Annotated in this window: 29 protein-coding genes and 3 pseudogenes; 14 read left to right on the top strand and 18 right to left on the bottom strand. The window is 52.4% G+C overall.

Translation table 11 applies throughout. The features are described 5' to 3' along the window. Positions 1 to 118 precede the first annotated feature (118 nt). Positions 119 to 769 (top strand): TIGR02117 family protein, encoded by a 651-nt coding sequence (locus tag ACJO3M_RS07900; RefSeq protein WP_407000829.1) that lies wholly within the window; start codon positions 119 to 121, stop codon positions 767 to 769. Between the two features lie 21 nt (positions 770 to 790). Here ACJO3M_RS07900 and ACJO3M_RS07895 read toward each other — a convergent pair whose 3' ends face one another. Then, positions 791 to 1,750 carry a LysR family transcriptional regulator gene (locus ACJO3M_RS07895; protein ID WP_407000828.1) on the bottom strand — a complete coding sequence of 320 codons (960 nt, stop codon included), beginning with the start codon at positions 1,748 to 1,750 and terminating at the stop codon, positions 791 to 793. Positions 1,751 to 1,866: 116 nt separating this feature from the next. Between ACJO3M_RS07895 and ACJO3M_RS07890 the strand changes: the two genes are divergently transcribed. After that, positions 1,867 to 2,094 carry a hypothetical protein gene (locus ACJO3M_RS07890; RefSeq protein WP_407000827.1) on the top strand — a complete coding sequence of 76 codons (228 nt, stop codon included), beginning with the start codon at positions 1,867 to 1,869 and terminating at the stop codon, positions 2,092 to 2,094. Between the two features lies 1 nt (position 2,095). On the opposite strand, the gene ACJO3M_RS07885 is transcribed toward ACJO3M_RS07890, so the two are convergent. Further along, on the bottom strand, positions 2,096 to 2,362 hold the full coding sequence (locus ACJO3M_RS07885) for a DksA/TraR family C4-type zinc finger protein (RefSeq protein ID WP_407000825.1): 267 nt from the start codon (positions 2,360 to 2,362) through the stop codon (positions 2,096 to 2,098). Positions 2,363 to 2,503: 141 nt separating this feature from the next. Here ACJO3M_RS07885 and ACJO3M_RS07880 point away from each other — a divergent pair, with 141 nt between their 5' ends. Then, the gene (locus tag ACJO3M_RS07880) at positions 2,504 to 2,836 is read left to right on the top strand and encodes a DUF3135 domain-containing protein (protein ID WP_407000824.1); all 333 of its coding nucleotides are present in this window, start codon (positions 2,504 to 2,506) and stop codon (positions 2,834 to 2,836) included. A gap of 38 nt (positions 2,837 to 2,874) precedes the next feature. Here ACJO3M_RS07880 and ACJO3M_RS07875 read toward each other — a convergent pair whose 3' ends face one another. Continuing rightward, positions 2,875 to 3,747, bottom strand: a complete 873-nt coding sequence (locus ACJO3M_RS07875; protein ID WP_407000823.1) for an MBL fold metallo-hydrolase — start codon at positions 3,745 to 3,747, stop codon at positions 2,875 to 2,877. A gap of 101 nt (positions 3,748 to 3,848) precedes the next feature. Between ACJO3M_RS07875 and ACJO3M_RS07870 the strand changes: the two genes are divergently transcribed. After that, positions 3,849 to 4,730 (top strand): LysR family transcriptional regulator, encoded by an 882-nt coding sequence (locus tag ACJO3M_RS07870; protein WP_407000822.1) that lies wholly within the window; start codon positions 3,849 to 3,851, stop codon positions 4,728 to 4,730. Positions 4,731 to 4,736: 6 nt separating this feature from the next. Here ACJO3M_RS07870 and ACJO3M_RS07865 read toward each other — a convergent pair whose 3' ends face one another. Continuing rightward, positions 4,737 to 5,651: a hypothetical protein gene (locus tag ACJO3M_RS07865; RefSeq protein ID WP_407000820.1), complete on the bottom strand. Its 915-nt coding sequence runs from the start codon at positions 5,649 to 5,651 to the stop codon at positions 4,737 to 4,739. 270 nt (positions 5,652 to 5,921) lie between these two features. Here ACJO3M_RS07865 and ACJO3M_RS07860 point away from each other — a divergent pair, with 270 nt between their 5' ends. The 7 genes and pseudogenes from ACJO3M_RS07860 to ACJO3M_RS07830 all read left to right on the top strand — a co-directional run bounded on the left by ACJO3M_RS07860 (position 5,922) and on the right by ACJO3M_RS07830 (position 11,117). Continuing rightward, positions 5,922 to 6,737, top strand: a complete 816-nt coding sequence (locus tag ACJO3M_RS07860) for an alpha/beta fold hydrolase (protein WP_407000819.1) — start codon at positions 5,922 to 5,924, stop codon at positions 6,735 to 6,737. Next, positions 6,738 to 8,285, top strand: a complete 1,548-nt coding sequence (locus tag ACJO3M_RS07855; RefSeq protein WP_407000818.1) for an ATP-binding response regulator — start codon at positions 6,738 to 6,740, stop codon at positions 8,283 to 8,285. It abuts the gene before it with no gap. Positions 8,286 to 8,346: 61 nt separating this feature from the next. Further along, positions 8,347 to 8,949 (top strand): GNAT family N-acetyltransferase, encoded by a 603-nt coding sequence (locus ACJO3M_RS07850; RefSeq protein ID WP_407000817.1) that lies wholly within the window; start codon positions 8,347 to 8,349, stop codon positions 8,947 to 8,949. 168 nt (positions 8,950 to 9,117) lie between these two features. After that, positions 9,118 to 9,555 (top strand): GFA family protein, encoded by a 438-nt coding sequence (locus ACJO3M_RS07845; protein ID WP_407000816.1) that lies wholly within the window; start codon positions 9,118 to 9,120, stop codon positions 9,553 to 9,555. Positions 9,556 to 9,595: 40 nt separating this feature from the next. After that, positions 9,596 to 10,288: a cupin domain-containing protein gene (locus tag ACJO3M_RS07840; protein ID WP_407000815.1), complete on the top strand. Its 693-nt coding sequence runs from the start codon at positions 9,596 to 9,598 to the stop codon at positions 10,286 to 10,288. Between the two features lie 124 nt (positions 10,289 to 10,412). Beyond that, positions 10,413 to 10,499, top strand: a pseudogene (locus ACJO3M_RS07835) (DUF3303 domain-containing protein); the annotation flags it as partial. Between the two features lie 84 nt (positions 10,500 to 10,583). Beyond that, complete coding sequence (locus ACJO3M_RS07830) at positions 10,584 to 11,117, top strand: hypothetical protein (RefSeq protein WP_407000814.1); 534 nt, start codon at positions 10,584 to 10,586, stop codon at positions 11,115 to 11,117. A gap of 73 nt (positions 11,118 to 11,190) precedes the next feature. Here ACJO3M_RS07830 and ACJO3M_RS07825 read toward each other — a convergent pair whose 3' ends face one another. The 5 genes from ACJO3M_RS07825 to ACJO3M_RS07805 all read right to left on the bottom strand — a co-directional run bounded on the left by ACJO3M_RS07825 (position 11,191) and on the right by ACJO3M_RS07805 (position 14,510). After that, positions 11,191 to 12,405 (bottom strand): serine hydrolase domain-containing protein, encoded by a 1,215-nt coding sequence (locus ACJO3M_RS07825; protein WP_407000813.1) that lies wholly within the window; start codon positions 12,403 to 12,405, stop codon positions 11,191 to 11,193. A 5-nt stretch (positions 12,406 to 12,410) separates the two neighbouring features. Then, positions 12,411 to 12,950, bottom strand: coding sequence for a CPBP family glutamic-type intramembrane protease (locus ACJO3M_RS07820; RefSeq protein ID WP_407000812.1), 540 nt, complete (start codon positions 12,948 to 12,950; stop codon positions 12,411 to 12,413). 27 nt (positions 12,951 to 12,977) lie between these two features. Then, positions 12,978 to 13,373: a hypothetical protein gene (locus ACJO3M_RS07815; RefSeq protein WP_407000811.1), complete on the bottom strand. Its 396-nt coding sequence runs from the start codon at positions 13,371 to 13,373 to the stop codon at positions 12,978 to 12,980. A 241-nt stretch (positions 13,374 to 13,614) separates the two neighbouring features. Next, positions 13,615 to 14,088 carry a DUF6998 domain-containing protein gene (locus ACJO3M_RS07810; RefSeq protein ID WP_407000810.1) on the bottom strand — a complete coding sequence of 158 codons (474 nt, stop codon included), beginning with the start codon at positions 14,086 to 14,088 and terminating at the stop codon, positions 13,615 to 13,617. A 32-nt stretch (positions 14,089 to 14,120) separates the two neighbouring features. Continuing rightward, the gene (locus tag ACJO3M_RS07805) at positions 14,121 to 14,510 is read right to left on the bottom strand and encodes a hypothetical protein (RefSeq protein ID WP_407000809.1); all 390 of its coding nucleotides are present in this window, start codon (positions 14,508 to 14,510) and stop codon (positions 14,121 to 14,123) included. A 1,284-nt stretch (positions 14,511 to 15,794) separates the two neighbouring features. Here ACJO3M_RS07805 and ACJO3M_RS07800 point away from each other — a divergent pair. From ACJO3M_RS07800 to ACJO3M_RS07790, 3 genes and pseudogenes are all read left to right on the top strand, one after another. Beyond that, entirely contained in the window at positions 15,795 to 17,006 is a 1,212-nt protein-coding gene (locus tag ACJO3M_RS07800; RefSeq protein ID WP_407000808.1) for a type VI secretion system PAAR protein, read from the top strand. Then, on the top strand, positions 17,006 to 17,305 hold the full coding sequence (locus ACJO3M_RS07795; RefSeq protein ID WP_407000807.1) for a hypothetical protein: 300 nt from the start codon (positions 17,006 to 17,008) through the stop codon (positions 17,303 to 17,305). The genes ACJO3M_RS07800 and ACJO3M_RS07795 overlap by 1 nt, the downstream gene beginning before the upstream one ends. Before the next feature lie 37 nt (positions 17,306 to 17,342). After that, positions 17,343 to 17,606: pseudogene (locus ACJO3M_RS07790) on the top strand (transposase); the annotation flags it as partial. Between the two features lie 28 nt (positions 17,607 to 17,634). Here the strand turns inward: ACJO3M_RS07790 and ACJO3M_RS07785 are convergent. The 9 genes and pseudogenes from ACJO3M_RS07785 to ACJO3M_RS07750 form a co-directional block, all read right to left on the bottom strand. After that, entirely contained in the window at positions 17,635 to 18,672 is a 1,038-nt protein-coding gene (locus ACJO3M_RS07785) for a hypothetical protein (RefSeq protein ID WP_407000806.1), read from the bottom strand. Then, positions 18,665 to 19,384, bottom strand: a complete 720-nt coding sequence (locus ACJO3M_RS07780; RefSeq protein WP_407000805.1) for a RipA family octameric membrane protein — start codon at positions 19,382 to 19,384, stop codon at positions 18,665 to 18,667. Before ACJO3M_RS07780 ends, ACJO3M_RS07785 begins: the two co-directional genes overlap by 8 nt. A 60-nt stretch (positions 19,385 to 19,444) precedes the next feature. Then, positions 19,445 to 20,398, bottom strand: a complete 954-nt coding sequence (locus ACJO3M_RS07775; protein WP_407000804.1) for a hypothetical protein — start codon at positions 20,396 to 20,398, stop codon at positions 19,445 to 19,447. Between the two features lie 100 nt (positions 20,399 to 20,498). Then, positions 20,499 to 22,184, bottom strand: coding sequence for a P-loop NTPase fold protein (locus ACJO3M_RS07770; protein WP_407000803.1), 1,686 nt, complete (start codon positions 22,182 to 22,184; stop codon positions 20,499 to 20,501). Between the two features lie 340 nt (positions 22,185 to 22,524). Beyond that, a pseudogene (locus ACJO3M_RS19260) lies at positions 22,525 to 22,662 on the bottom strand (IS91 family transposase); the annotation flags it as partial. A gap of 17 nt (positions 22,663 to 22,679) precedes the next feature. Further along, positions 22,680 to 23,318: a hypothetical protein gene (locus ACJO3M_RS07765; protein WP_407000802.1), complete on the bottom strand. Its 639-nt coding sequence runs from the start codon at positions 23,316 to 23,318 to the stop codon at positions 22,680 to 22,682. Positions 23,319 to 23,400: 82 nt separating this feature from the next. Next, a complete protein-coding gene (locus ACJO3M_RS07760; protein WP_407000801.1) occupies positions 23,401 to 23,949 on the bottom strand; it encodes a toll/interleukin-1 receptor domain-containing protein in 549 nt (182 codons plus the stop codon). 21 nt (positions 23,950 to 23,970) lie between these two features. Continuing rightward, the gene (locus ACJO3M_RS07755) at positions 23,971 to 24,414 is read right to left on the bottom strand and encodes a hypothetical protein (protein WP_407000800.1); all 444 of its coding nucleotides are present in this window, start codon (positions 24,412 to 24,414) and stop codon (positions 23,971 to 23,973) included. Position 24,415: 1 nt separating this feature from the next. Next, a complete protein-coding gene (locus ACJO3M_RS07750) occupies positions 24,416 to 25,105 on the bottom strand; it encodes a TIR domain-containing protein (protein WP_407000799.1) in 690 nt (229 codons plus the stop codon). Between the last annotated feature and the right edge of the window lie 26 nt (positions 25,106 to 25,131).

Below are 25,131 nucleotides of genomic sequence, written 5' to 3'. Positions count from 1 at the left end.
AACTCATACCACTCAGCCGCCGAGCCAGGTTCCTTTGAGCATTAATCCTCACTTTGGCAAATGGGTTGAGTTAAGCAGTATTGTAGGTTACTGCAGTCACACTCAATGGGGCATCAGGATGAAATCAATTGGCCTACTTTTCGTGTTGTTCGCCATATACGGATGTTCCGGAAAACCCCTTGTCATCAAGCCGGACGTCGAAGCTGACAGCTCCCGCACGAGCAAGCTGTACGTTGTGAGCCATGGTTGGCATGTAGGGCTCGCACTGGCCGCTGAAGAACTTAACCCTGCACTCCCGGACCTCAAGGAGCGGTTTTCAGGGGCTGAGTATTACGAACTGGGGTGGGGCGATGCAGGCTTCTACCAGGCCAATGAAATCACATCAGGCGTCACGCTACAGGCCATCCTCTGGTCCCAGGGAGCGGTGGTACATCTTGTGGCGTTGCCGGTATCCCCCGATGAGTACTTCCCCGGCACGAATGTTGTCGACACCTGCCTGACCCCTGAAGAACTCGATTCCCTGACTCAATACCTGTCCAACAGCTTTACCCGGGACGAAACCGGCAACCTGATTGAGCTCAAGCGCGGAATCTATGGCGACAGCCAGTTCTATGAAGGCGAGGGCCGGTACCACCTGCTCAATACCAGTAACAAATGGGCCGCGAAGGCGCTGAAGAGTGCGGGCATGGCGTTATCACCAACGTTCAAGCTGACGGCCGACAGCGTTATGGGGTTTGTTGAGGAAAACCGCAAGGACTGCACCCGGTAAATCCAGGGCCAAGGAAACAGACTAACCTAAAGGTCGCCCGGCAAGGCGCTGACTCTGCGCCCGGATGGCGTCCGTCAGAAAGTCCATCAGTGCATGAATCCTCACCACGCCCCGCAGGTCCGGGTGCATCAGGAACCACAGGCCGTATTCCAGCTCGGGGATGGGGTCGGTGAGCTGGACAATGTCGGGGTCTTCGTCCGCCAGATAACAGGGGATCACGGCCAGCCCCATGCGGGAACGAATGGCGCTGAGAATACTGACCAGGGTATCCACGCGGTAAACGCAGGCTTCCTTCAGCGCGTTGTTGTCCATCCACTGGTCCACCGAAGAATCCTGCAGCCGTGGCCCGGCGCCAATCCAGGGCTGACTGGCGAGGGCCTCAATGGGCGCGCCCGGAGTCAGGCCAAGGTCTTTGTGCCCGTAGACAGCCTGGCCGATGGCGGTCAGCGGGCGACCAATCAGGTTTTCCGGCGGGCGGTTGGACGGGCGGATAGCGACGTCTGCCTCACGGCGTGTGAGGTTGAACAACTGGTTGGAAACGGCAACGTCCAGCACGATGCCGGGGTATTTATGCCGGAACTGGGTGAACAGCGGCGCCAGCACCCCCATCAGCAGCGAGTCCGTTGTGGTGGTCCAGATCTCGCCAGTGGGCTCCAGGTCACGGCCGGCCACTTTACGTTCGGCGGCCAGGGCAGCCTCGTCCATAACCCTGGCGGTGTCCGCCAGTTCCTCCCCAGCCAGCGTCGGCCGGTAACCGCTCCGGCTTCGCTCAAACAGAATCACCCCCAGGCGCTGTTCAACATCACCCAACCGCCGAAAGACCGTGGCATGGCTCACGCCCAATGCCCGCGACGCGCCGGACAGGGAGCCGGCAGTCGCAATGGCGAGCACCAGCTCAAAGTCATTCCACGCCAGATTACTCCGCGCTCTCTGTGCCGTGGCAGGGGATTTGCCGGGTTGTTTGTCTGTTCGTTTTTGCAAAGTCTGTTCTCGCGTCTAGGGAATAGTTTGCAGTTAAGAACAATATTAGCATGTACCTGAACTCATAAGACAACCAGGGCGCCAGCCACCAGATGCAGCGCCGGGAGGACAGAGACATGTTGCTTTCAAAAGAGATGAACTACTTCCACGGCCACAACCCGTTAGCCTTCCGCGAGAATGATGACGTATCAGGCCGGGGCGTTGACCGCTTGTCAGGGAACAGCATACCAACCAGATATCGCGATGGAATGGGAGGCATCAATCTTGAACTGGTACGGCGGGATCAGCGCCGGGCACGGCGAGAGTTTGTACAGGCAATGATAGGTCGCCTGGGCAAGCGTTGAGTTACCGGAGCTGGCTGTCCTTGCTGCCACGCCGGTTAATGCCGCCTGGAGACGTTTCCTGCTTCTCCAGCGCGGCCTGGCACTCAATACAAAGCCGAACCCCGGGAATCGCTTTGCGCCGCGCTTCCGGAATAGCACTGTCACACTCTTCGCAATGGGTGGCGCTTTCGCCGCTTGCCAACTGGCTGCGTGCGCGTTGCACTTCATCCTCAACGCTCGCGTCGATCTGATCCTGAACGGCGCCATCCCGTGACCAACCACCTGCCATAGCGTTCTCCGATCTGTGAAGGAATCTCCGCCTGTGTTGGATATCGTACCGCAGTTTTCCGACTGGCGAACACGGGTTGCAGCGACTTAAATTAAAGAAGGTGCCGCACTGACTACCTGATTCCAGGAAAGGAGGATAGTCATGGATGTGCCCACGTTCGATGAGCTCAGGGAGCTGCTCCAGCGTGACCCGGAAGGTTTCGAGAGTTTGCGCGCGGCGCTGATTGACGACTGTATTCGTGGCAGTCCGAGGCGCAATCAACGCCGGCTGCGGGGCCTTCAGTTCGTGATCGATGCCCGGCGACGGGTAGCCGGCAGCCCCGTGAAGGCACTACTGGATATTCAGGTCATGATGTACGACTCGCTTCTCGCCCTGCAACAGGCTCTGCTTGATCCGCCACGCCCCTCTGAACCATCCGCGCCGACCAGCGCACGAATCCTGAATTTTCGGCAGCCCCTGTCGCCGAAACGCTGACATCGGCGACAACGGGTTTCACTTTCCCCCGGGGCTGATCACGGCCACTGCATCTCGCCCTTGAGCACCTTGGCGCTCAGTTCGAGGCTGCTGTCGTCAAGCAACGCCGGGTACCTGGCTTTCATCGACTTGATCAGGCTTTCGCTGTCCCTGGCTTTCGGCAACTCCTTTTCCAAAGTCAGCAGGTAGTCGCGGGTGAAGCGCAGGTCGTCCAGGTTCAGCTTGGGCTCACCCAGGTAATGGCCGGGAATCAGTGTGGTCGGTTGCAGGGCTTCCAGCTGGTCGAGGGATTCAAGCCAGGACTGACGAGCCTCGACGGTCTGTGCATCGGCGATCCAGGGGTGGATGTTGGCGTAGGTGAGTACCCCGCCGACCACGGTCTTGATGCTGGGAATCCACAGGCTGGTGTGCTTGGGATCGTGGCCGATCAACTGCAGGCTATGCCCTTCCAGAGTCAGGCTATCGCCTTGCAGGGCTTCCGGCACCACGGTGCGCTCCGGTGCGCTGTCCTTGAGGATCGGCCCCCAATACGCCAGCTTGGGCTCGCGGCTTTTCTCGATATAAGCGACGGTCTCTGGCGTTGCCAGCACCTTGGCCTCGGGGTAGGCGCGGGTCAGGGTGTCGAGGCCGAAGTAAAAATCCGGATCGCCGTGGCTGATGTAAATAGTGGTCAGGTTTTTGCCGCTGGCCTGAATGAGCTCGACCAACTCCTGGGCTTCGCTGTTGGAAAACTGGGCATCGATCAGGATCGCGTCGCGCTCGCCGGTGATCAACGTCGAGCTGACCGGGAAGATGGCGCTTTCGCCGGGGTTGTACACCTCGACGCTGAGCGGTTGCGCCAGGGCGGCGCAGGCACTGGCGAGCAAAGCAGCGCCGGCGACGAGTTGGCGGACGATACGGGTAGTGGACATGTTGACCTCCATTTCTTGAGTGGTGGAGGAATATTAGTTGCTTTGATTGTTGCAAAATACCCCTTAAACTGAGCGGGTTTATTGCATAAATCGAGCGAATAATGGATCGTCTGACGGCAACCCGGGTATTTGTAGAAGTGGTGGAGAGGGGCAGCCAAACCGCGGCTGCCGAAGCGCTGGAGATGTCGCGGGCGATGGTCTCGCGCTATCTCGGTGAGCTGGAAACCTGGGTCGGCGCGCGTCTGTTGCATCGCAGCACGCGCAAGCTGAGCCTGACCGGCACCGGCGAACAGCTGTTGCCGCAGTGCCGGGAAATGCTCGCGATGGCCGAAACCATGCAGGGCATCAGCTCAAGCGGCGACACGGTCCCGCGCGGCAACCTGCGCATCGCTTGCAGCCAGTCGTTCGCCCAGGCCTGGCTGGTGCAGGCGTTGAATGAGTTCATCGCCCTGTATCCGCAGGTCGGCATCGATCTGCTGATCGACAGTCAGGCGGTCAATCTGGTCGAGGCGCGGGTGGACCTGGCACTGCGCATTACCAATCAACTGGCCCCCAATGTGATCGCCCGCCAACTTGGAGTATGCCGCTCAGCAGTGTGCGCCACGCCGGCCTACCTCAAGCGCCACGGCACACCGCAGCGGCCCGAGGATCTGGCGCAGCACAATTGCCTGAGCTACGCCTATTTCGGCCGCAGCACCTGGAAATTCAAGCGCGACGGCGAGCCCTTCGCTGTCGCCGTCAACGGCAACCTCAGCGCTAATGAATCCATGGTGCTGCTGGAAGCCACGCTGGCGGACGCGGGCATCAGCCAGCAGCCGCTTTACTCGGTTAGCGCGCTGCTACGCTCGGGGGCGCTGGTGCAGCTGTTGCCCGAGTATCAAACGCAGGAGCTGGGCATCCATGCGATCTATGGCAGCCGCCGGCAAATGCCGCCGGCGCTGCGTGCGTTGCTGGATTTTCTGGTTGAGCGGTCCGCCGAGTGACGAATCTTAATCCATATCCATATCGGGATTCGCGCATTCCAATGTCGCTTCCACTTGCAGGTCGGGCCAAGGGTCGGCAATGTCGGTGGCTTCGCAGCGGGGAATTACAAGATAGGCCGGGTCGCGCGGAGACAGGCTCACAAACCATTCTCCTTGCGGGTGGCCATTGAAGGCATCGGTGACTTGCCCCGGTGTCAGTGTGATCGGGCCAACGGCCGGGTTGTTCGTCCGCAGCTCGATGGTATGGCTCGTTGTGTTGCGCACATTCACCACCCGCACGTTGTCGCTGGCATATCGGCGCTCTCTCCAGCCATATTCCTCATCAAGATCGAGCGGTTGCCATCCCGGACCCGCACTGCTGCACACGAACGGAAACTCATATACCGGGGTGGATGGCGGGGTGAGCCGCACCATTTCTGCGGTTTCCGTCATGGTATAGGTTTCGTCTTCAAAGCTGACCCGGCCGTTGAAAGTCGTGGTGGCCGTTGGCATAACAGTCCGCGAGCCGGTTAATTCCTCATTCTCGCCGTTCACCGGTGGCGTAAGCGTGAGCGTATCGGCGGTTACGGTCAGCTCGAACGGCGGGTAGCAGCCGTAATGGTTCGGGCAGGCCTGCGCAATGCCGGACGGGAACGACGAAGGGCAACAATACCCATCAATGCAGGTGCCATCCGTGGGGCAATCAGGCGAGGTGCCGCAGCTGGCGTCGGAGTCGTAACCCTCGCCCAGAATACTGCAATGGGATCTATCGCGCGGCATATTGCTGACATCCCAGCTGACGGTGACTTCATCGCCCGGGCAGAACAGTTCAGGCTCGACTTTCAAGTGGGCGGGATCTCCCGGCAGGCCGCCTGTGGATGCGGCACAGGCGCTTAGAAGAAACAGGGCAGGTAGACAAATCTTAAATATCTGGATATTCATTGTTTTATTCCCTAACTATGACCAATCATCTTCATCCCTAGTACGACTGGTGCTGCACTTACTACCTCGTTTCAGGCGCAGCTAACCCTTCAACACACTGAGTGTAGACCCTATTTCTGAGCCAGGGGCCAAAATTATCGGAGTTGACTGTCCTTGCTGCCCCGGTCCCGCTTGTCTGAATCCCCATTTCCACCTTGGACGCTCTGTTTTCTTGGGGCTATGCTTAATTCATAGGTGCCCGACTTGAGCCATCGGCACAAGGAGTGGCTGATGAACCGCCAGAAAGTTGTCCGCAGGAACAACGTCCACCTGATTGGGCATGGTGCTCACACCATGGTGCTTGCCAATGGGTTTGGTTGCGATCAGACCATGTGGAGGTACTTGGTGCCGCGATTGCCGGAGCAATACACGCTGGTGCTTTTTGATTATGTCGGCTCAGGCGGCTCGGACATATCCGCGTTTGATCCGGATCGCTACGAGTCACTGGAAGGCTACGCGAGGGACGTCAAAGAGATTTGTGAGGCGCTTGAGCTTCAGGACGTGATTCTCGTGGGCCATTCGGTAAGCAGCATGATCGGTCTTCTTGCCTGCCAGGCAGATCCGGCCCTCTTTGAGCGGTTGGTGATGATCTGTCCGTCTCCCTGTTTTCTGAACATCCCCCCCGACTACCTGGGCGGCTTTGAACAGGAAGATCTCCAGGAGCTCCTCGACTTGATGGAGAGAAACTATCTGGGGTGGGCCAGCTTCCTGGCCCCGCTGGTCATGGGGCGCGAGGCGCCACAGCATATGATTGATGATCTGGCCAAAACCTTCTGTTCAACCGATATCAGAGCTGCCAGGATTTTCGCCCGGGCCACGTTCTTTTCGGATTATCGCCACATTCTTCCCGACTCAAAGCATCCCGCGCTGATCCTGCAGAGCGAAACTGACGCTCTGGCCGATCAAAGGGTTGGTCATTATATGCATGAGCGGATGCCCGGAAGTACGTTTTCGTTGATCAGGGGGGAGGGCCACTGCCTCCACATGACTCACCCTGCCGATGTAGCAGACCGTATCGAGCGTTTCTGCGGTGATCGGAGGCACTGAATGCAGGAATTTTCCGACCCCGGCCCTGAAAAGTTCCCCTGTGGTTGCATGGTGACCACGGGCCCCGGTACGCCCGGTGAGCGCAAAATCGTATTTGCGAACCGCTATTTTTATAACCGGCTGGGTTTCATCAGCGGCTCCCTGCACGGACACTCCCTCGCTTCCTTGTTGACGCCCGCATCCTGCATCATTCTCGACAGTTTTATTCTGCCGATGCTCAAGCATGAAGGGAAAGTCGAAGAGATTCTGCTAGAGGTTCTCAGCGCCGATGACAGGCACATTCCTGTGGTGGTTAATGCCGTAACTGACGGGCCGGGGGAGCAGTACATTTACTGGAGCCTGTTCCGGGCGGATCAGCGGGACAGGCTCTACAAAGAGCTGAACCAGACCCGGGATCTGGCCGAGCAGGCGAGCAGGGCAAAATCCCGGTTTCTGTCCAACATGAGCCACGAGTTGCGCACCCCGATGAACGCCATTCTTGGTTTCAGTCAGATAATGAAAGCCGATCCTACTCTGCCCGACAGTCACTGGAGCAGTGTCGATGAAATCATCAAAGCCGGTCATCATCTGCTTGAACTGATCAACGAGATCCTGGATCTGGCGCGGGTGGAGGCTGGGCAGATAGACGTGTCACTGGAACCGGTTCAGGTCACCACGGCCATTGAAGACGTGCTGGGACTGGTACGGCCTCTGGCCGAAGAACGTGAAATACAATGCCGCCTTAACGCCACCGAATGCCTGAGCGTGAAAGCTGACCGTACTCGCCTGAAACAGGTGCTGCTGAACCTGGTCTCCAATGCCATCAAGTACAACTGCGTGGGCGGCGAGGTCATCGTGGATGTTGAGCGGATTCAACACAACGGCGAAGATCAGGTGCGACTCTCTGTTACCGATACAGGGCCGGGCATTGCCCCTGAGGATTTACCCGGATTGGCCACCCCCTTCAATCGCCTCGAGAAAGAGGACAGCAGCATCGAAGGCACAGGCATTGGGCTGACCATTACCCGGCAGATTGTCGAAGCCATGGATGGGACGCTGGGGATAAGCAGTGAGTTAGGCGTAGGCAGTACCTTCTGGATAGAACTGCCCGAATGCCAGCCAATGGAGCCGGCACCAGAAACCTCGGTGGAAAAGCCTGCGGCTGACGCCAGTGTACGAGAGCCACGCTCGAACATTGTGTTATACATCGAGGACAACCCCGTCAATCTCAAGCTGGTGGAGCAATTTGTCCGCCGGCACGGCAGGGCCCGGATGGTGCCCGCAGATACTCCGGAAAAAGGCATTGAGCTGGCTTCCACACTCAAGCCGGCGATTGTCCTGCTCGACCTTAGCATGCCTGGTATGGACGGCTATCAGGTGTTGGAGATACTGAAGGCGAAACCGGAACTGGCAGGCATACCCATTATCGCCATGAGCGCCTATGCCTTGCCGGAGGACATCCACCGGGGAAAGGCCGCCGGTTTCGACGACTACCTGACCAAACCGCTAAAACTGAATCATTTCTTCGAGGTTCTGGATCAGCATCTGCTTGATCAGCCGCGCTCATAGACCCCCACCAGAATGAAACTGGTAAAATAGCGCCAATCAACACCGGACAAAGAGGCTACCAATGACGCCAAATTACCTGCGCACCCTGGTCGTAACCGGCAGCGAGTTGGATCCTTGGCTCCAGGCGGTGGCCGAGCTGCGCATTCGGGTTTTTCGCGACTTCCCCTACCTCTACGATGGCTCGCCGGAATACGAGCGTGATTACCTGCAAACCTATGTGGAGTCCGGCACAGCGGTCTGCGTATTGGCGTTGGACGACGACCGGGTCATCGGCGCCTCGACGGGCCTGGCCATGACCGACGAAACCGAGGAATTTCGTCAGCCGCTGGTCGAGGCCGGGCTGGATATCGATTCCGTATTTTACTGCGCCGAATCCGTATTGCTGCCGGACTACCGCGGCCATGGCCTGTATCGGGCCTTTTTCGATGAGCGGGAGGCTCACGCCAGCCGACTGGGCAAGACCCTCAGTGTATTCTGCGCCGTGCAGCGGCCGGAGAACCACCCACTGAAACCGAAGGACTACCAGCCGCTCCATGCTGTCTGGGCACGCTTCGGTTACAACCCAATGCCGGAGATTCAGGCTACCTTTCCCTGGAAAGACATCGACCAGCCTGTTGAGACGGATAAGTCTCTGATGTTTTATCGGAAATACCTGGACCGTTGAGGGCGCATCTCTATTTACTCTTTCTCTCCCCCATCGTCGGGCTAAAAAACAGGTCCGTCCCGGTTTTCACCGACCTTGTGGCATACGCTGCAAGGTTCCATACTTTGATTCTCAGGATCCCTTTCCGGGGATCCACGGCGTATAACCTCAGCAAGAGGGGAACGAGCCATGTCAAAGAAATATGCCGGGGGTTGTGAGCACATCCACACCCAATCAAGTAATGATCCGATAGACAACCACATCTGCCATTGTTCTGTCTGTAAACGTGTCACCGGGCAAGAGTCGACCCATGTCGTCTTCTTCAACCACCGTGACCTGACAGTGGACAATCGGGAAGGCCTGAACCGACAACCTTTCAACGACCAGAATCCGGATGGACCACTCGAGCTGTGTACCTGCGCAACGTGTGGCACACCCATCATGCTGGATGACAAGCAAAGACGAATCCGCGCGATTGTTCCCAACCTTATGGGGTACGATCCAGAGAGCCTGCCCCCGACTTACCATGCGTTTTTTGACGAGTCCACGGGCGCGCCTCGTCCTGATGATGGTCGTCCCGTTTATGAGGGGCTGCGGCCCGACTTCGTCTGGCCGCCTTCCGCGTAAATACACTGGACTTCACGACCTGTTGGGGGAACGGCATCCTATGCTGATCAATGCGGATTTCAACAAACGCGCCGTGGTTCACGGAGCGCGCCAGGACTGGGTTCCGTCCCCCATGCCCGGTGTCGACCGGCGGATGCTCGACCGGATTGGAGAAGAAGTGGCGCGAGCCACATCCCTGGTGCGCTACGCGGAGGGCAGTGCATTCTCACCCCACACCCATGACGGCGGTGAAGAGTTTCTGATCCTGCATGGAGTTTTCCAGGACGAGCATGGCGATTATCCGGCGGGAACCTACGTGCGCAACCCGCCGACCTCACGCCATACGCCCGGGGCGGAGCAGGGCTGCCTGATGTTCGTGAAACTGCACCAGTTTGATCCTGACGATCGCACGTTCGTCAGGATCGATACCAACAGAATCGGCCGCATAACCGATCCCGAGAGGCCGGATGTAGCCGTCTCACCCTTGTTCGAAGATGAGCGGGAGACGGTGCAATTAGAAACCATAGCCCCTGAGGCGTCGGTCAGGATCGGGGACCCCGGAGGCTTCGAAATGCTGGTGGTTGATGGAACACTCACCGTTGACGGCGAAGACTACGAACCTCAATCCTGGCTGAGACTGCCCCCCGACGATTACGCGAGACTGGTTGTGGGACCAGGAGCCGCGACGGTCTGGGTCAAGCGGCGTCATCTTAGACAACGTGTGCTGAACGCAGGTGCTTTTGCCATTTCGTGAATGAACGGATTCGTCGAATGTTCCGTTAAGACATCTCCGAGACCTCATCGCTGGACGTCGAAGCGGGAATAGGGCGGTCAGTTTCTGGAGACCGGTGGTAAACCACCAGAAGGTGTCGCCCTGGTGGAACGACCTGATGCGGATGGAAGTCAGTCCAGCGCTGACGGATGAACAGATCGCTCCCTTGATGGCCGCGGCAGTTGAGCGGTGAACCCATTGACCTTTGTCATCGTGTAGCTATATATCCGGAATGCAGCCGCATCTTTGACGAGCAATCGGTAGGGGGAGTGCAGGGGTGATTCTAATCAAGGTGTTATGGTACCTGGCGGGCTTCGGCGCGGTCGCCGCGCTTGGCCTGATGCTTATTACCACGGTACGCATCGCCGCTTTCAGATTTCACCCACGCCCATTTCGCCCAACTTCCCTGGAGCACGGGGCGCTAATTGCCAGTATTCTGGCGGTGCTGGCCTCTGCCCTGTATTTCCATATCGGTTGGCAACCGGAAACCATTCAAATATCGGTACAGCGACTGGCCGATGGCACCACGGACTACAGTCGGAGTGTGGCGGAGCCGGCACGGTTGCAGCTGGAATGGCGGGGCAAAGTCGAATTTTTTCTGTTTCTGGTCATCCCCTTGATGATCGCCATGCTGGCTTGGTCCATGAAGCGGACTCGAACTCGACCCATCGTGTATGGATTCTGTGCTTTGTTGATGGTCAGCCAGTCTGCCGTCGGCATGTCCGGCTATGGGCTCCTCTATGTGCCGGCCGCCCTGTTTCTTCTGTTGGCCGGGGCCTGCGCGCTTATAAAACCACCGGGCCGCGAGTGAGCAGCGACGGTTGGACTGCCTCACTCCAGAACCCCGGACCAGTTTCGGTCTCCCTGCTCCTGGTTGGAAACCGCTACACCAACGCGCCGTTCACAATAGCCCGCAATTCCTGACGGATCGGGTAGGTGGATGAGGGGATCAGTTGCGTCATGAAGATCACCACCAGCTCCTCCACCGGATCGATAATAAAGTTGGTGCTTGCCAGACCGCCCCAACCATACTCGCCGACCGATCCGTTGATCTGGGATTTGGCGACGTCAGTCTTTACCGAAAAGCCCAGACCGAAGCCGGTCCCGGCATAGGGTGTCTCGCTGAACGCACCGACAGAGAGGCCAGGCAGGTCCTGATTGTCGGGTAGATGATTGCGACGCATGAATTCCAGCGTCTTTCGGCCAATAATCCGCCGCCCGCCAAACTCGCCGCCCTGACAGAGTGCCTGGGCAAAGTGGAAATAATCGTCAATGGTGGACACCAGCCCGCCGCCGCCAGACAGAAACCGCTTTTTGTCCCGGAAAGGGGAGGTCTGCGGATCGTCCTGCAGCTTGAACTGATCGACAGGATCGTACTGATAGCAGGCGGCGAAGCGGTCAAGCTGATCGTCACGAACATGGAAGCCGGTGTCGGGCATGGCCAATGGTTCAAAGATATGCTCGTGCAGATACTCATCAAACGGCTTATCAGCCAGCAACTGCACCAGATACCCCAGCACATCCGTGCTGACCGAATAGTTCCAGGCGGTACCCGGTGAGAACTCCAGCGGCAATTCCGCCAGATGACCGACCAGTGCTTCCAGTGTCATATTCCGGCTGCCATCCAGCTTCAGCTCCCGGTAGGCGGCGTCAACGTTGGTGCGGTTCATGAACCCGTAGGTCAGGCCTGACATATGGGTGAACAGGTCGCGAATGGTCATGGTGCTGGTTGCAGGTGTGGTCAGGAAGTTGGGATAGACACCGCTGTTGTAAACCCGCAGGTTCTTCCAGGCCGGAATATACTTGTGTACGGGATCATCCAGCAAAAACCGCCCCTGCTCATAGAGCTGCATCATGGCGATAGACGTAATCGGCTTGGTCATGGAATAAATGCGGAACACCGTATCCCGGCAGACCGGCTTGTTGCGCTCCACATCCATCAGCCCCTGAGCTTTCAGATAGGCAATTTCCCCACGCCGGGCCACCAGAGTCAGCGCGCCGGGCAATTTCCCCGGCTGGATATAGCGCCGGTCAAGATGGTCTTCAATGTGAGGAAGGTGGTCTGGTGAAAGGCCGGTGACCTGTTTGGATTCCGTCATAGTGATTACAGCTCCAGCATGAGATTTCTGCCGCCAAGAAAAAGCACCCAAACCGTCACTGTAACCCAATGAATGATCACCGGCACCCAGATAGACCGGGAAAGGGCATAGCCATAGCCACAGGTGACGCCCAAGGCACAGGTGATCACCAGAAACCAGGGGTTCAGGAACAGAGGAATGGCCGTGGGATTAAACGCCAGCGCATTGAGCGGGTGCCACACCACAAAGACAACCGTGCTGATCCCCACAGCCCAGGTGGCCTTTACGGCTCCAGAATCCAATATGTTTCGGGGGATAAGCACACCCCTGAAGAAGGCTTCTTCAAGAAAGGAGGGGAACACAAACAAAAGGAAGGGCAGCAAAGGCGTGAGGGTGGAGTCCAGCCATCCAAACTGAAATAACCCGGCCCCAAAACCGACCGACACCGCAATGATGGCAAACACCGGCACCAGTGCCCAGGCCTTCAATGGCGCCCGGAAAGGGGAGGCCAACAGACTCTGGCCAAGGTTGTCACGGAGGTACTTGAAAGGCTGCTTTGACATCATAGGAGTGCGTACCTGCATCGATCTGCGCTAGACCTTACGCCTGATCTTTGCCGCAATGAACGGCGCACAAGCCGTTACCGCAAGCACGACCGGCCAGAGGTTACCATCCTTGAACGTGTAGGCTTCAAGCATCACTGGCCACGACTTTCCCTGTGCAAGCCCAAAGGAAAACTCGAACGCAAGCGTGAGTGCGAGCCAGCCAAATCCCACCAGCCAGAATTGCCCGGGGCGGCGCAGGCGCAACCAGGGAAGTGATACCCACGCCACGCCAATAATCAGGGCTGACAGCAGCAGGCCGCTCAGTACGAATGCAGCCGGAATCCCAAACGCTGGTAGAAGCACTGCCTCCCGAAACAGGCCGTTCGCGATGGCCAGGGTGAGGATGCTTAGCCAGATTATTAGTGCCTTTGAAGCCTCGGTCATGGGCATTCGCTCCCTGTTTCTTAGCGTTCTGCGCACCGCTGCTCATTTGGATTGAACTGCTCCTCAAAAGCACCCGTAGAGCTTGAAACTGGGCATGCCGATGATTCATTGTTCGTTTGCCTAACCCTACTAAACTACGGTGGGAATTTGTTTTTTTCTACAGCTCAACGCCGCTCAGCACGCGCGACTACGAAATGAAGGTGAAGCCGCAATGTAGTAGGCGTCGCCGTGAGTGGCCTGGTTAGCTGCACACGGCTTCTTTGATGGATTGGACCCTTGGGTCACTTAAAATGGGTCCTTTCAGGATTAAAATGTGGGCATTTACATGCCCACGGTATGAAGCGTACTCTCCCACAACCTCGTGTGGGATCAACAACGCCTCAATGACGTTAAAACGCTCGTCGTAAATCACCGCAGCGAGCACGTCAAAATCTCTCTCGGCATACTTCCGGATCGCGCTAAGCTGGCGGGAATTATTTGTGGGCGTAACACGACGACCTTTAATCTGTACGCGCATACCATCTTTGCCGACACCGTCATAGCCAGCTTTGGAGTTTGATTGAAGTTCAAGGTCCAAAGCCCTTGCCACTAGCCACTCCGTATAATCGCCAAGTGGGTTATTCTGAGTTCTGACCACCCCTCTGGCTTTCAGCTCATTGGTCGCAGATGCCTGCAACTGCAAAAGCTCTTTGACTGTAAGTTCATTGAGCTGCACTCGTTCTCCCATTCAGCTAACGCAGAACAAACTTAATGGCCTTGTATGGATAACTGTCGTGGTTCCGACCATGACTCGACTTTTCCACGCATAAAGGTAACTTTTCCACGATTTGGATAATGCCAAAAAGCTAGGTTGCCTCCATCGACTCGCTCAGGCTTGCCAAGGATTCTTTCAACATCATCGTAATCCATTGCCGTCGTGAGCCTTCTCCAGTTTGCGATTGATTTCCAACCCTTTCCCTTCGCTACGACTCTCTGGCTTTCACCCCGATCACTAAGCAATGATTCTAGCCTCGATAAACGTAGCTCCAGCTCTTGGACTTCTTTTTCTAGTCGATCAATCCGGGCGCTGTCATCTGCATGTACATTGAGGGCAACACTGAATGAAAGAAACCCGACAAGGATAATGGTTTTAATCATCGTCTCCCTCTCTGAAACATTACGCCCAGCGTAACCGGACGGCTTTGGAGCGCCAACGGAAAAGCCGGTCCGCGTAGGGGCATCCGGACTATACTGGGAACCATCCTAGTCGCCTCTCAAACACGTTCCGGTATGGCGTACGAATCTGTGCCGGTGCTTTTCTGATATATTCTTCAGCGCCCTGTCGAGATTCGTCATTGAGCGATTTCAAATAGCGTAAAGCCTCGTCAGCCGATGGGATCCGTTCATCTTCATCTTGGAATTTTGGTGGCAAAGCCGTCCAAATGACAGCCTCGGCTTGCTTCGTTGCTGCCCAATCCGGCAAGCAACGAATAAGCCTAGGTGCGCTATTGCCACACCTCCAAACTCCAATTCTCCTGGCCGCAGTGCCTTCTCTTTGCCGAAGACTCTCTATTGCATCATCCAAATCCAGACCGTCCATCCAGGCCCATAATGAAGGCGTAACCTCGAAAGCTTCACCCAGAACAAGCGTCAGTCTTTGGCCACCTGATTGACGGGCGAATTCAACTGGTACTTTGGGGCCATCTGTATGCCAGCATGAAGCTATTGCCAGATCGCGGGCATCCCATACCAATGAGCCCATGCGAGACACGCAATTTTCATAGTCCCCCTTTCATCTTAGACATCTCCTCCTCGTGGGTTAGCCGTAGCCAGAGCCTTAATTTACCTGTCACCAGCGTAAAGTCGGGGGGAAGCACCATAAAAAACATAGCACACTGTTTATCAGCCTGGATACGCACAAAGACACCGTTGCCGTGGCCTACGCCACGGATTCCTGAACAGAACCTGTGACTTACCATGGCGCCATCGGGATCCAGCACTACTCCATCCGCAAGATGTTACGGCAGTTCGAGTCCCGCCACCCAGGGTGCTAGCTCCAGTTCGTGTACGAGCCTAGCCTTTGCGGTTACGGCTCTACCGTTTGCTCTCAAGCAGGGATTATCCCTGCTTTGTGGTGGCACCGTTGCTGATTTCGAAAAAGCCCGGGCAGCAAGTCAAAAACCGACAAACGCGACTGTATGCAGGTCTGGCAGTTCCCCCGTGTTCGGAGTATAGGGCCGAGTCGACGCCTGTATCCTTGACGAACAGGGTGATGCTCATACCACTCGTGGAAAACCAAGCCCTGTTCTCGCATGCGATAAGTGGGAGAAACTAGCCCTTAATGCTCGAAAACCCGATAAAATTCCTCTAGTGTTTACAGCAACCTATTGCCGAAAGGCAGCCAAGTGATGGACGATTAGATAGTTAGCCAAGGAGAGTGGCATGAGTGGCAAAAAAATTGTTTTGCTGGGTGATCAAGGAACAGATCATCAGGGGTTTCCGCCAACCCCTGTTATTGCGGGTTCCCCCAACGTACTTGTAGATGGAAAACCCGTGGCCAGGCTTGGGGACCCACTTGCTCCGCATTCCAAACCGAAACACCCTCCTCACCCAAGAGCCATTGCATCGGGGTCCGCAACTGTACTGATAAATGGAATTCCTGCTGCGGTAACAGGCGGGACCATTACATGTGGTGGGGTCACGATTGGCAGTGGTAGTGTTGTTATCGGCGATACCTATACGCCAGCACCGTTTTCTGGCCTCTCTCCAGCCCCTTTGAAAGCTCAGGCCAAAGGGGCGATAGTCCCCTCGACTGACATGGAACAAAGCCGACAAAATGCTAACAACGATGTGGGAGCGCAGCAGAGTAGGGCATCTCACACTGAGTTGAAGACGAACGCGACCGGTCAGGGCGAAGTCGCTCAGCTTAATGCAGCGGGACGGTCTGATGACGTTGGCGATAGTTCTGGTGGTAATGAAGAACTCAATGCTGAAGTAACAACAGATGATCGCACTCAGAATTATGGGCCGCTGAAAGGCGAGTGCTGTACTCAGCCGGGCGAACAAATCTCTGGTACATACTTCTTCCCCGGGGCGGGTATGGACGGGGCCTATATCAGGCCGATGGTCAAGGCCATGAGGGAAGCGGGTATCAACAGTGCGATGTATGTTGACCGAGACAAATGGTCGGGCGGAACTGCAATGGATGCAGCTGTTGGGTCAGTTTTGGGCCGGGATTATGATCCGCGCTTTCCCATGTTACTGCGCGTTGCCACAAACCTGACAGCCCGTCAGTTCAATTTGATAGGATACTCCTACGGCTCAGTGGTGGCAGCGCAACTTGCCGCCAAATACGCGAGGCAAGGCACGGTTGTTGATCACCTTGTCCTGATTGGCAGCCCGATTAGCCAGTCTTTCCTGGGAATGCTGAGAGATATTACGGACATTCGCAAAGTGGTTGTTATTGATCTCGATGAATATGGAGATCCAATTTACGCCGGCATGAGCGTAATCGAGCTTTTCATGGAATTGCCGTTACTGGCGAGCCAGATGCCGGATTCAGAAGGGCATTTCTATTACGCTGAACCCTCTGAAGTTGGAAATGAACGACGGCGCAAGCTTGCCGAGGAGCTTTACCGGGTGGGAGTGCGGTAATGATTACATTGATGCTACGCAAAGCTCTATATCCGGCGGCGTTGCTGCTAGTTACGGCCGTGCAAGCGTGGATCTTTTATATCTTCAGCCGGTTCATTGTTGCCGGGGAGGGTGTTGGGGTTTATGCAGTATTTTTGTACCTGATTGTTTTGGTTGTCAGTGCATTGTTATGGGCTGCGTCATATTACTACCAGCGGGGCAGGGCAAAGGCTGTGGTGTTTTGGGGCATCGCTTTGGCGCTGATGCCTATAATATTGGTTCAGCCAGTATGGTGGGCTGCGCCGGTGATTGGGAATTAGACGGACTTGCCAACTGGACAACCAGGCTGACAGAGGGGGGGTGGCCCCCATCAACCGAGACAGCGGCAAGCTCAATGGGAAACGGAGAATACGAGGTGGTCGCCACCGAGTACGCACTGTCATGTTCATGGCCATGCTCTCATCCATCCAATGCAACCCGGTTTTCAAACGCTTTTACGAACGCCTGAAGGCTCAGGGAAAGATTCCAAAAGTAGCTCTCATTGCCTGCATGAGAAAGATGATTGTGGTGCTCAATACCATGATCAAAAATCAGGAATCATGGCGAATCGATATGGCTTAGTTTATGGAGTTGACACCATAGTCACTTGTTATGCATTGTTTACTACCACCTGTTTAACAACCGTACCGATTTCAAGGTACTCGTATGCAGCTTCTACTTTTTTCACAAAATCGGTATCCCGAGAGAGCAATAAGTGACAGAATGAAGCCATAGAAGCATGGCTATTATCACTTAAAGACGCGATAAATCTACGTTCTTTTTGGACCTTTGAATCAGGCCAATAGCCCACAGTATTTAATAGGTTGTATACGGCATTTACTTTTTGATAGGGATATATAGGTCTGTCAGGGTATATAGGGTTCGCTGAAACATCGAAAAATTGTTCTACTGATACTTCTTTACCTTTGAATGGAGGGGTAGATTCAAGAATCTCCCATATCTTATGAATTATTTTAGGTGGCTTCAAATTATTAAGTTGTTTAGGCCCCACTCCTGTTGCTGCTCTAAAATCTTCAACGCCTGACCAGAACTTACCATCGCCAACGTGCTCAGTTAACGCCTCCTCGGTTTGTTCGAGGGAATTTGAGAGCTGAGCAAGCATTTGTTCTTCATAGCCCTCGAAGAGGCTTTCAATCCCTGGAACAGCTTCAGCAATTTCTGAGATTTGGCAACGTAAATTTTTCATCAAATTTGCAAAGGCAATTTTCTGATCGTTGTGTATTTCCGTGATACCTTCACCCTTCCTGCCGCCTGAATATTTATACATCCACTGTTCCATAGATCGCTGAATATCTGCGTACTCATCTGAATTTTTACAATATTCATCAAATGCTTCGAAAATATCTCGGCAAAAAATAGCTGCCTTTCCCGTTTCTTTAAACTCCGGCTGGCTGAGTACGATTTTGAGATGAGATGCATTTAAATCGTTCAACAACTTTAAAAAATCACGGGCTCCTTCTCCAGATCTCTTTATCTCCTTCAAAGTTTCATCGGAATATACTATTTGAAATTTATTTTTAAGGTTTTCCTGAAAGTCATCACACCCACCACCTACCAAAATATCCAGCACATTCTGATCTAGGTAGACCGTTGGCTTTCCTTGATATTCTGGTAGTTCATTATTCATGAGCGCACCTGTTTTGATGAATAACGCCACTATTAGCTGGCTTTATTCGAGACTTGCGCAACTCTGCATTATGCCAATATCCGCCACCGTATGTTCTACCAAGCTTTAACACGAACGAAACGCACGCAGCTACCGTCAGGCCTATTAATCCACAGTAGAACCAGTTCACCTGAGCTGCAAAGTCGAATGGGGGGAGGGAATACCAGAGCAGTAGCACCCATAAAATAGACACATATAGGCTAATGAGCTGATTTATTTTTGAAACTGATAAAGCGCTAGGGCCAGTTACCCAATCGCGAACCTTCTCTGATTTTGTGTAATCGTCCAAATTCCGCGACAAAACGACCTTATAGAGTGGCCCGGTGACTTCGTTCTCCAAAATATCTACGTGCTTTTCCCAATTCTCCTGCCAGAACTTGCTGCCCCGGTTAACACAGAGCCACGCAAAGGAAAACACCACGCCTAAGCAGGATAGAATTACAGACAGATCCTGCTTATTCTGGGCGCCTGATGCTTGAATAGCTAGAAAGCCAGCTAAAGTGGCACCGATAAAGGTCCAGAAATATGTAGCCCGCTTCCAGTAGAGATCGATTTCGAATTTTCGGATATCTTGCGCTCGCTCAAGCGCCTTATCTTCCTTCCCTCGAAAATACTCTTGGTACTGTTCAGGAGTAATCCTCTCGGTCGTAGTTTCTTCTTTAGTATTGCTCATAGGACTGACTTCCCTTGCTTGCTACACCAGCGTCCCGTTGACCACTTTGTTAACAGTCCGTTACTCCGCCATAACTTTTTCCCACATGTGAGCACAGTAGCCACAAATGTCACCGTCGGATAGTTCCTCTGGAGGTATATTACAGCCACACCTTGCACACTTATGAGTAGCGGAACCGCAACACGAAACGCAAATACCTTCATGGACAATGTAGGTCCCAAAGCCGCACAAAGGACAGTCGACAACCGGCGTATCCCCGCCATCTTTATGAGCGGAATACGCCTCATCCGCGTAAAATTCGTTAACTGCATCGTTTACAATGTCGTCATAGTGAACCTCAGCTCCACAAGCTCGGCATTTGAATGTTGCCGCTGCTGCCTCACCTAAATCCTCGGTTTCAAGCAAGCCAGAGCCGCATTCACCGCAATGATACTGTTGTAGCGCGTAAAGAATTTCATCGGTGTAATAGCTGAGCTTCTCCAGCGTTAAATCGCACTCCTGTTTCTCCTTGGCGTAAACTTCGTTCACATCCACAAGAATTTTCCAGTATCCCTCACCGAGTAGCGATTTAGGATCTCCACCTAGTTCATCTACTATAAAGTCTCGAATAATAATAAAAGAATCAGAAATCAACTGCTTAACAGATTCACTGTTTAGTGTGCTGTAGTAGTGTTCTATATCATTCCTATATTTGTTAATTCGCTCCAAACGACTCCAATCAACGGATATATTCAAAGACTCAAAACGGTCTTTAATATTCTGCACATCTACAGTTTTTTTGCCCTTGCCAATCCAATTGACTGCTCCTGTTGCATCAAATTCTGGCAGGACCCTCTGCTTGATAAGGGCTTCATCGGAACCTTGAGGGCTTAGCTCGCAAAGCTTGTGCTTAAACAACAGCAAGATGCCTGCAAAGATATTCCGTGTTGATGAGATAATCCTTCGTTCATCAGGTGATTCAAAATCCTCTAAGCCCACTGCGATCGAATCTAGTGCATTTTTGAGGATGCTCATGACTTTTCCTTTGTACTGTTAACGCTTGCAGCATGCGCGCCGATGGAATGGAGCCAAAGGCGCAATGTAATGGGCGTCGCTGTGCCTGCACTGGTTATGATCAGTCATCCACTTTGATCCCAAACTTTGAAACTCGTCTCCTATTCAGCGCGCTCTCTTTTCCAATTTTTATTAAAGCGTTTCTCGCGTTCTCTGAAACCTTTCTTTCTTTATCGCCAATATCGCCGATCCGGAAAAATTGCAAACAAACCTCGACATAACGACCTAGCTGCGGACCTTTCGTGCCTTTGAATAGTGAGTAGAAATCTTCCACAGATGCCCGCGATAGAACCTCAATATCAGATCGATTCCATCCGTTCCTGCCAACTAAGCTGCTGACAACGTCTTCTAAAGAGCGATTATCAACAGCTTTGCTTGCAACCTCTTCAAATCTTTCAATTATTTTTTTGTCACGAATATCGTCTGAAAATGGGTAAATTTCAAGATTGAGCGATTTTGGATTGCCCTCTCTCTCTGCAACATAAAGTTCAATTAGTTCATCAGCCTTATCACCATGCCCCAAATCCCGAAAAAGTCCTACTGTTCCATTTAAGTTAAGGGGACTTATGTACTTTGAGCTTTTCTTAAAACCCTCATACAATGCGTAGACAAGTTCTTCTTCGTTATCATCAAATGAATGATGATATTTTTCCCAAGCTTGCTTGAACGAGCCTTCTACCTTGTCTGCGACTATTTTTTCATTGATAATATTAGCGTTAGAAACAAGTTTAGATTCATCAAAAAAACCCCTAACCACTGCATCAGCTACCTCTAAATCAAACTCATCACAGTTTTGAAAATTATAAGAACGCAACAAAGAATTCCACTTATTCTCTTCGTCTTTTTCTTCATCTTCCTCAAGGCCCCAGAGTGAGTATCCGATATGCTTTACATAGTCTATCGATGGAATCGAACTATCGTCTCGTTGAAAGTGGCAGAGCGAGAACAACACGAGGCTATGTATGGCTTGATGGGTGACTTCAGCCTCGTAATCTTTGAGAAGAGGAACTACAGATCTTGAAAGGAATAACATTTTTCTTATTACTCTTATGTTACTTATTCCTAAACTTAATACATTTTTCTTTAAAATATCCAAATATTCAAAATCTTCATTCAGCGCTATCTCGCTACACTCCTCTGAGGTAGGAGAGAATAGGACATCAAAGTCAATCACCTTTTCGCGATATCGATCTAGGTGTTCACTTTCATTTTCTTCGAAGGAATCATCGTTGAGTATAAGAACGACCTTGCAGTCTCTTTGTTCTTTTAGCAAAGAAACCAAACCCAAAACATCGCGTATTTTTAGGCCATCACCCTTTCGCTCTAGATCATCAATGCAAATAATCGTGTTTTTCAAGAAGAGAAATGAAACAGCTTCAAGAGCAAGAGAAACGTTTTTAACATATGGCAGCCCTTGGATAACTCTAATTGACTTCCTTCCTAGAGACTTTCCTAAGGTTTCTGTACTTTTCCTAAAGGTATCAATGCTCGGCTTGTGATCAATTGCCTCGATATCGACAACTTGTTCAAACATTGAAAATTTCAGGTTATCGAGGGAATTGATACCAAAGAGAGAAACATAGGAATAGCGTTGCAAGCCAACTGCATTGCGATGTGCTGCGTCAACCAAGAATTGATTCCACGTAAACGTTTTTCCTACGCCCCATTTTCCTCGAATTGCGAGAACTTCAGGAGTCGTGCTTCCGAGAAATTTATCTATCTGCTTATGGACTAGTGCGATCGACACAAGACTCCCTCCCTATGTTCATAACACCTAAGCATTTAATGGTCGTGCGCAGCATGACCTTTAAATGTCTGTTGGACTAAGCCGCCAGGGCCGCTGCTATCGGGCGGCGTATAAGGATAAAGTAATTCGCAGGCAGGAGATGGAGCGGTGAGTCTGGTTGCCGGGGTGCATCAGCACCAGCGAACATGGGCCGCGTTATATCCTTCATGGGGCGGTTCCTTGTTATGGTTTCATTCAGACTACCCCGCAGATACTGCTTTTTCCAGTCCTGGACCGTACAGAAGCCCAGTTCACAAGGAACTGTAGGCTTTCACCCGCCAGATCAGGAGCAACAGGAAGGCTAGGCAGTCGGCACGGCTGCTATTCTGAACCGGGGGATCTGACGGACCATGCGAACCAGACCCTCATCACAGCGTAGGCATGGCCAGCAACGTTGGGACTCTGGGCTCTCCCGGCTGATTTCTGGTTGGGGTGGCTCATATGTGGTTAGGCATTTCAACGGCGTCCAGAAATAAAGGCTCCGATTACCAGAACGGCCAAGAAAGGGGCCACAACGGATGCTAAATAACTATTGTCCGGGTTCAAAAGAAAAATCGTGTGGCCTGCGACAATAAGGGCCATAAAAAACATTCCAAGCCCGACGAACGCCGCATAACGCGTTTCGTTTACGTCGGAATATCGCAGAGTTATTGCCGTGATGAGGTTGGCAACTTTTTGTGACAGATACCAGCAAGGTATGTATAGAGCCATCGCCCCGATTGCAGAAACGGTGGAAAACTGTTCACTTTGCAAAACTAAGTTTAATGACAATCGCGTCGTTTCTAAATCCAGAGCTTTGGTACCAATTCCAGCAACCCAGGTAAGCGGGATATTGATCGCCGCAAACATGGCAAAAAACGACACCCCGTAGACATAAACCTGCCATGAAAAAAGGTTGAGTTTGCTTCTATTTTTCGCACGCCATGCTGCGAGATCCTCATCGGAAGAATCTGGACTAGGGGCCACTCTTGGTACAGGTGGTGACGGATTTGTGGGTCTCTGTAGGCTGAGTTTTTCTTGAACGTGCGGTGTGAGAATGTTGGCGGCAATACCAAGAGCCACAGCGGCCAACCCAGCGATTACTGCTTCGAGCATTTAATAATTTCCTGATTGTGATTTACCTGAAATCTGATTATGTCCAAGTCCGACAAGATACGATTGTTAGATGATTTTAGCTTTATTTTCTACACCAATCGCTAAGTTTTGTTGCAACATTATTCCTGTAGTCATAAACCATCCAGAGAGGATTTGGTTCTCCCTTCATCATCCCATGCACTATATGTCTATACAGACCCATATATTCTTGCTTCGCCCAAGACTGTTCAGAACTATTTTGGGCTGCCGGAAGCAATGCGACATTGTCAGACGACAAGCTAATATCACCAACACCAAGTTCCCAAGGAACCCACTTTGAATCTTTACTATTGGTGGTTACAAAAACAACAAGCCTTCTACTGGCGACGATCTGACTTTTTATTATTTGCGCTGTTTCTGGACTGGGATCCTCCGGCATTCGTTCATCACCAAGGTCACAATATACGGATGCTCCGTGATTTTTTAAAAGTTTTATAACCCCAGGAAGATATTCTGCGTCTTTCGAAGAATGAGACAAAAACGTGTCCTTCGAACTTTTTGTTGATGCAGTAGACTTTATTATTCTCTGCTCATTGAGGTTTAGTTCGCTAGTAAAACGTTTTAGATCGCTAAATGTTACGAAATCTACCACTACCATTCTCCAATTTACAACTCAACCGATAGCGATTATTTTGATGATAAAGATTAAAGCTCCTAACGAAGCGTAGAAACCCCAAACGGAAAAGGACTTAAATGACTCCCACTGCAAATTCGACATATTCCCTTTGGGAGAGACGGAATAAAGGTCTATTTCTGATAATGACTTCTTGTGTAACTTAGATATGAAGTCATTATATGCGCACCTAAATGCTTTTTCCAGTGCAAGGTAGTATGCATCGAGAGCGGAAAAAACAATCGTAGGCAAAAAAGCTACATATGCATAATCTGGCCTTCCTTTATCTGCGACGATTACCAATACAGCTGAAACCAAAGTGACGCACCATGCTTTGCATGAAGCACTATTAGATGCCATTCTTTGTATAACATTTTGCAATATACCTAAGTGAGTTTGAATCGATGCTGATTCGGGATTAACATCAACTTGAGCGTTTTTCATATCAATTGGCCTTGTTCTGAATTGCATGCACTATCCATCTAGAGATGTTGTTTGATATATCTCTATAAGCACTGACCGGATCTGGGTCGTAGCAAGGAACTACACTCGACAGCTTCCGTCCATCGTCGAATTTTATTAAATCGAATGGATTTCTACCTTTTCTATCAGCTCCATTTCGGGGGCATTTTACATTATGAATGTGAATGCCTATCAGCGCTTTTCCGTCATTCCATGCCTTGATGATTTCGTGCTCAACCCAAGGCCTGTCTGCAGTTTCACTCCCGATCAAAACGATAATACATCGCTTATACTTCATGTTTTGATCAATCCAATTCTCAACCGCCCGCTTGCCCGTCCGCTTAAGCTTTTCCCATTCATTAGGAGTGGTTGGCGAGTTTCCTTCAATACTACCAATATTTCTAATTTGCTGAACTCTCATTACATCGTTATTAAAGTGAAAGCTATAAAAGACAGGTATCTTTGCCATTTTCTTCCCCTTATCAGATGTGGCTTTATATGCTCCCCCAGCTAGGCTACCCAGAGCTACCCCCCCAATTCCAGGAAGAATTAAGTTTCCAAAAAAAGCGCCTATCGCTACTGGCAAAATAATATTACCAATCTCATTTGTATCTCGATTAAGATCTGTCCATTTCTTTGGATTCTTTAGCGGCGAACGCTTAATCTTAGCCACGAGTGTCGATTCCTTAGCATCTAACG

This window comes from Marinobacter alkalisoli (assembly GCF_045449795.1).
GTDB lineage: Bacteria > Pseudomonadota > Gammaproteobacteria > Pseudomonadales > Oleiphilaceae > Marinobacter.
The sequence above is the reverse complement of the archived record's forward strand: the minus strand, read 5'-3'. Positions and strand labels throughout refer to the sequence as shown.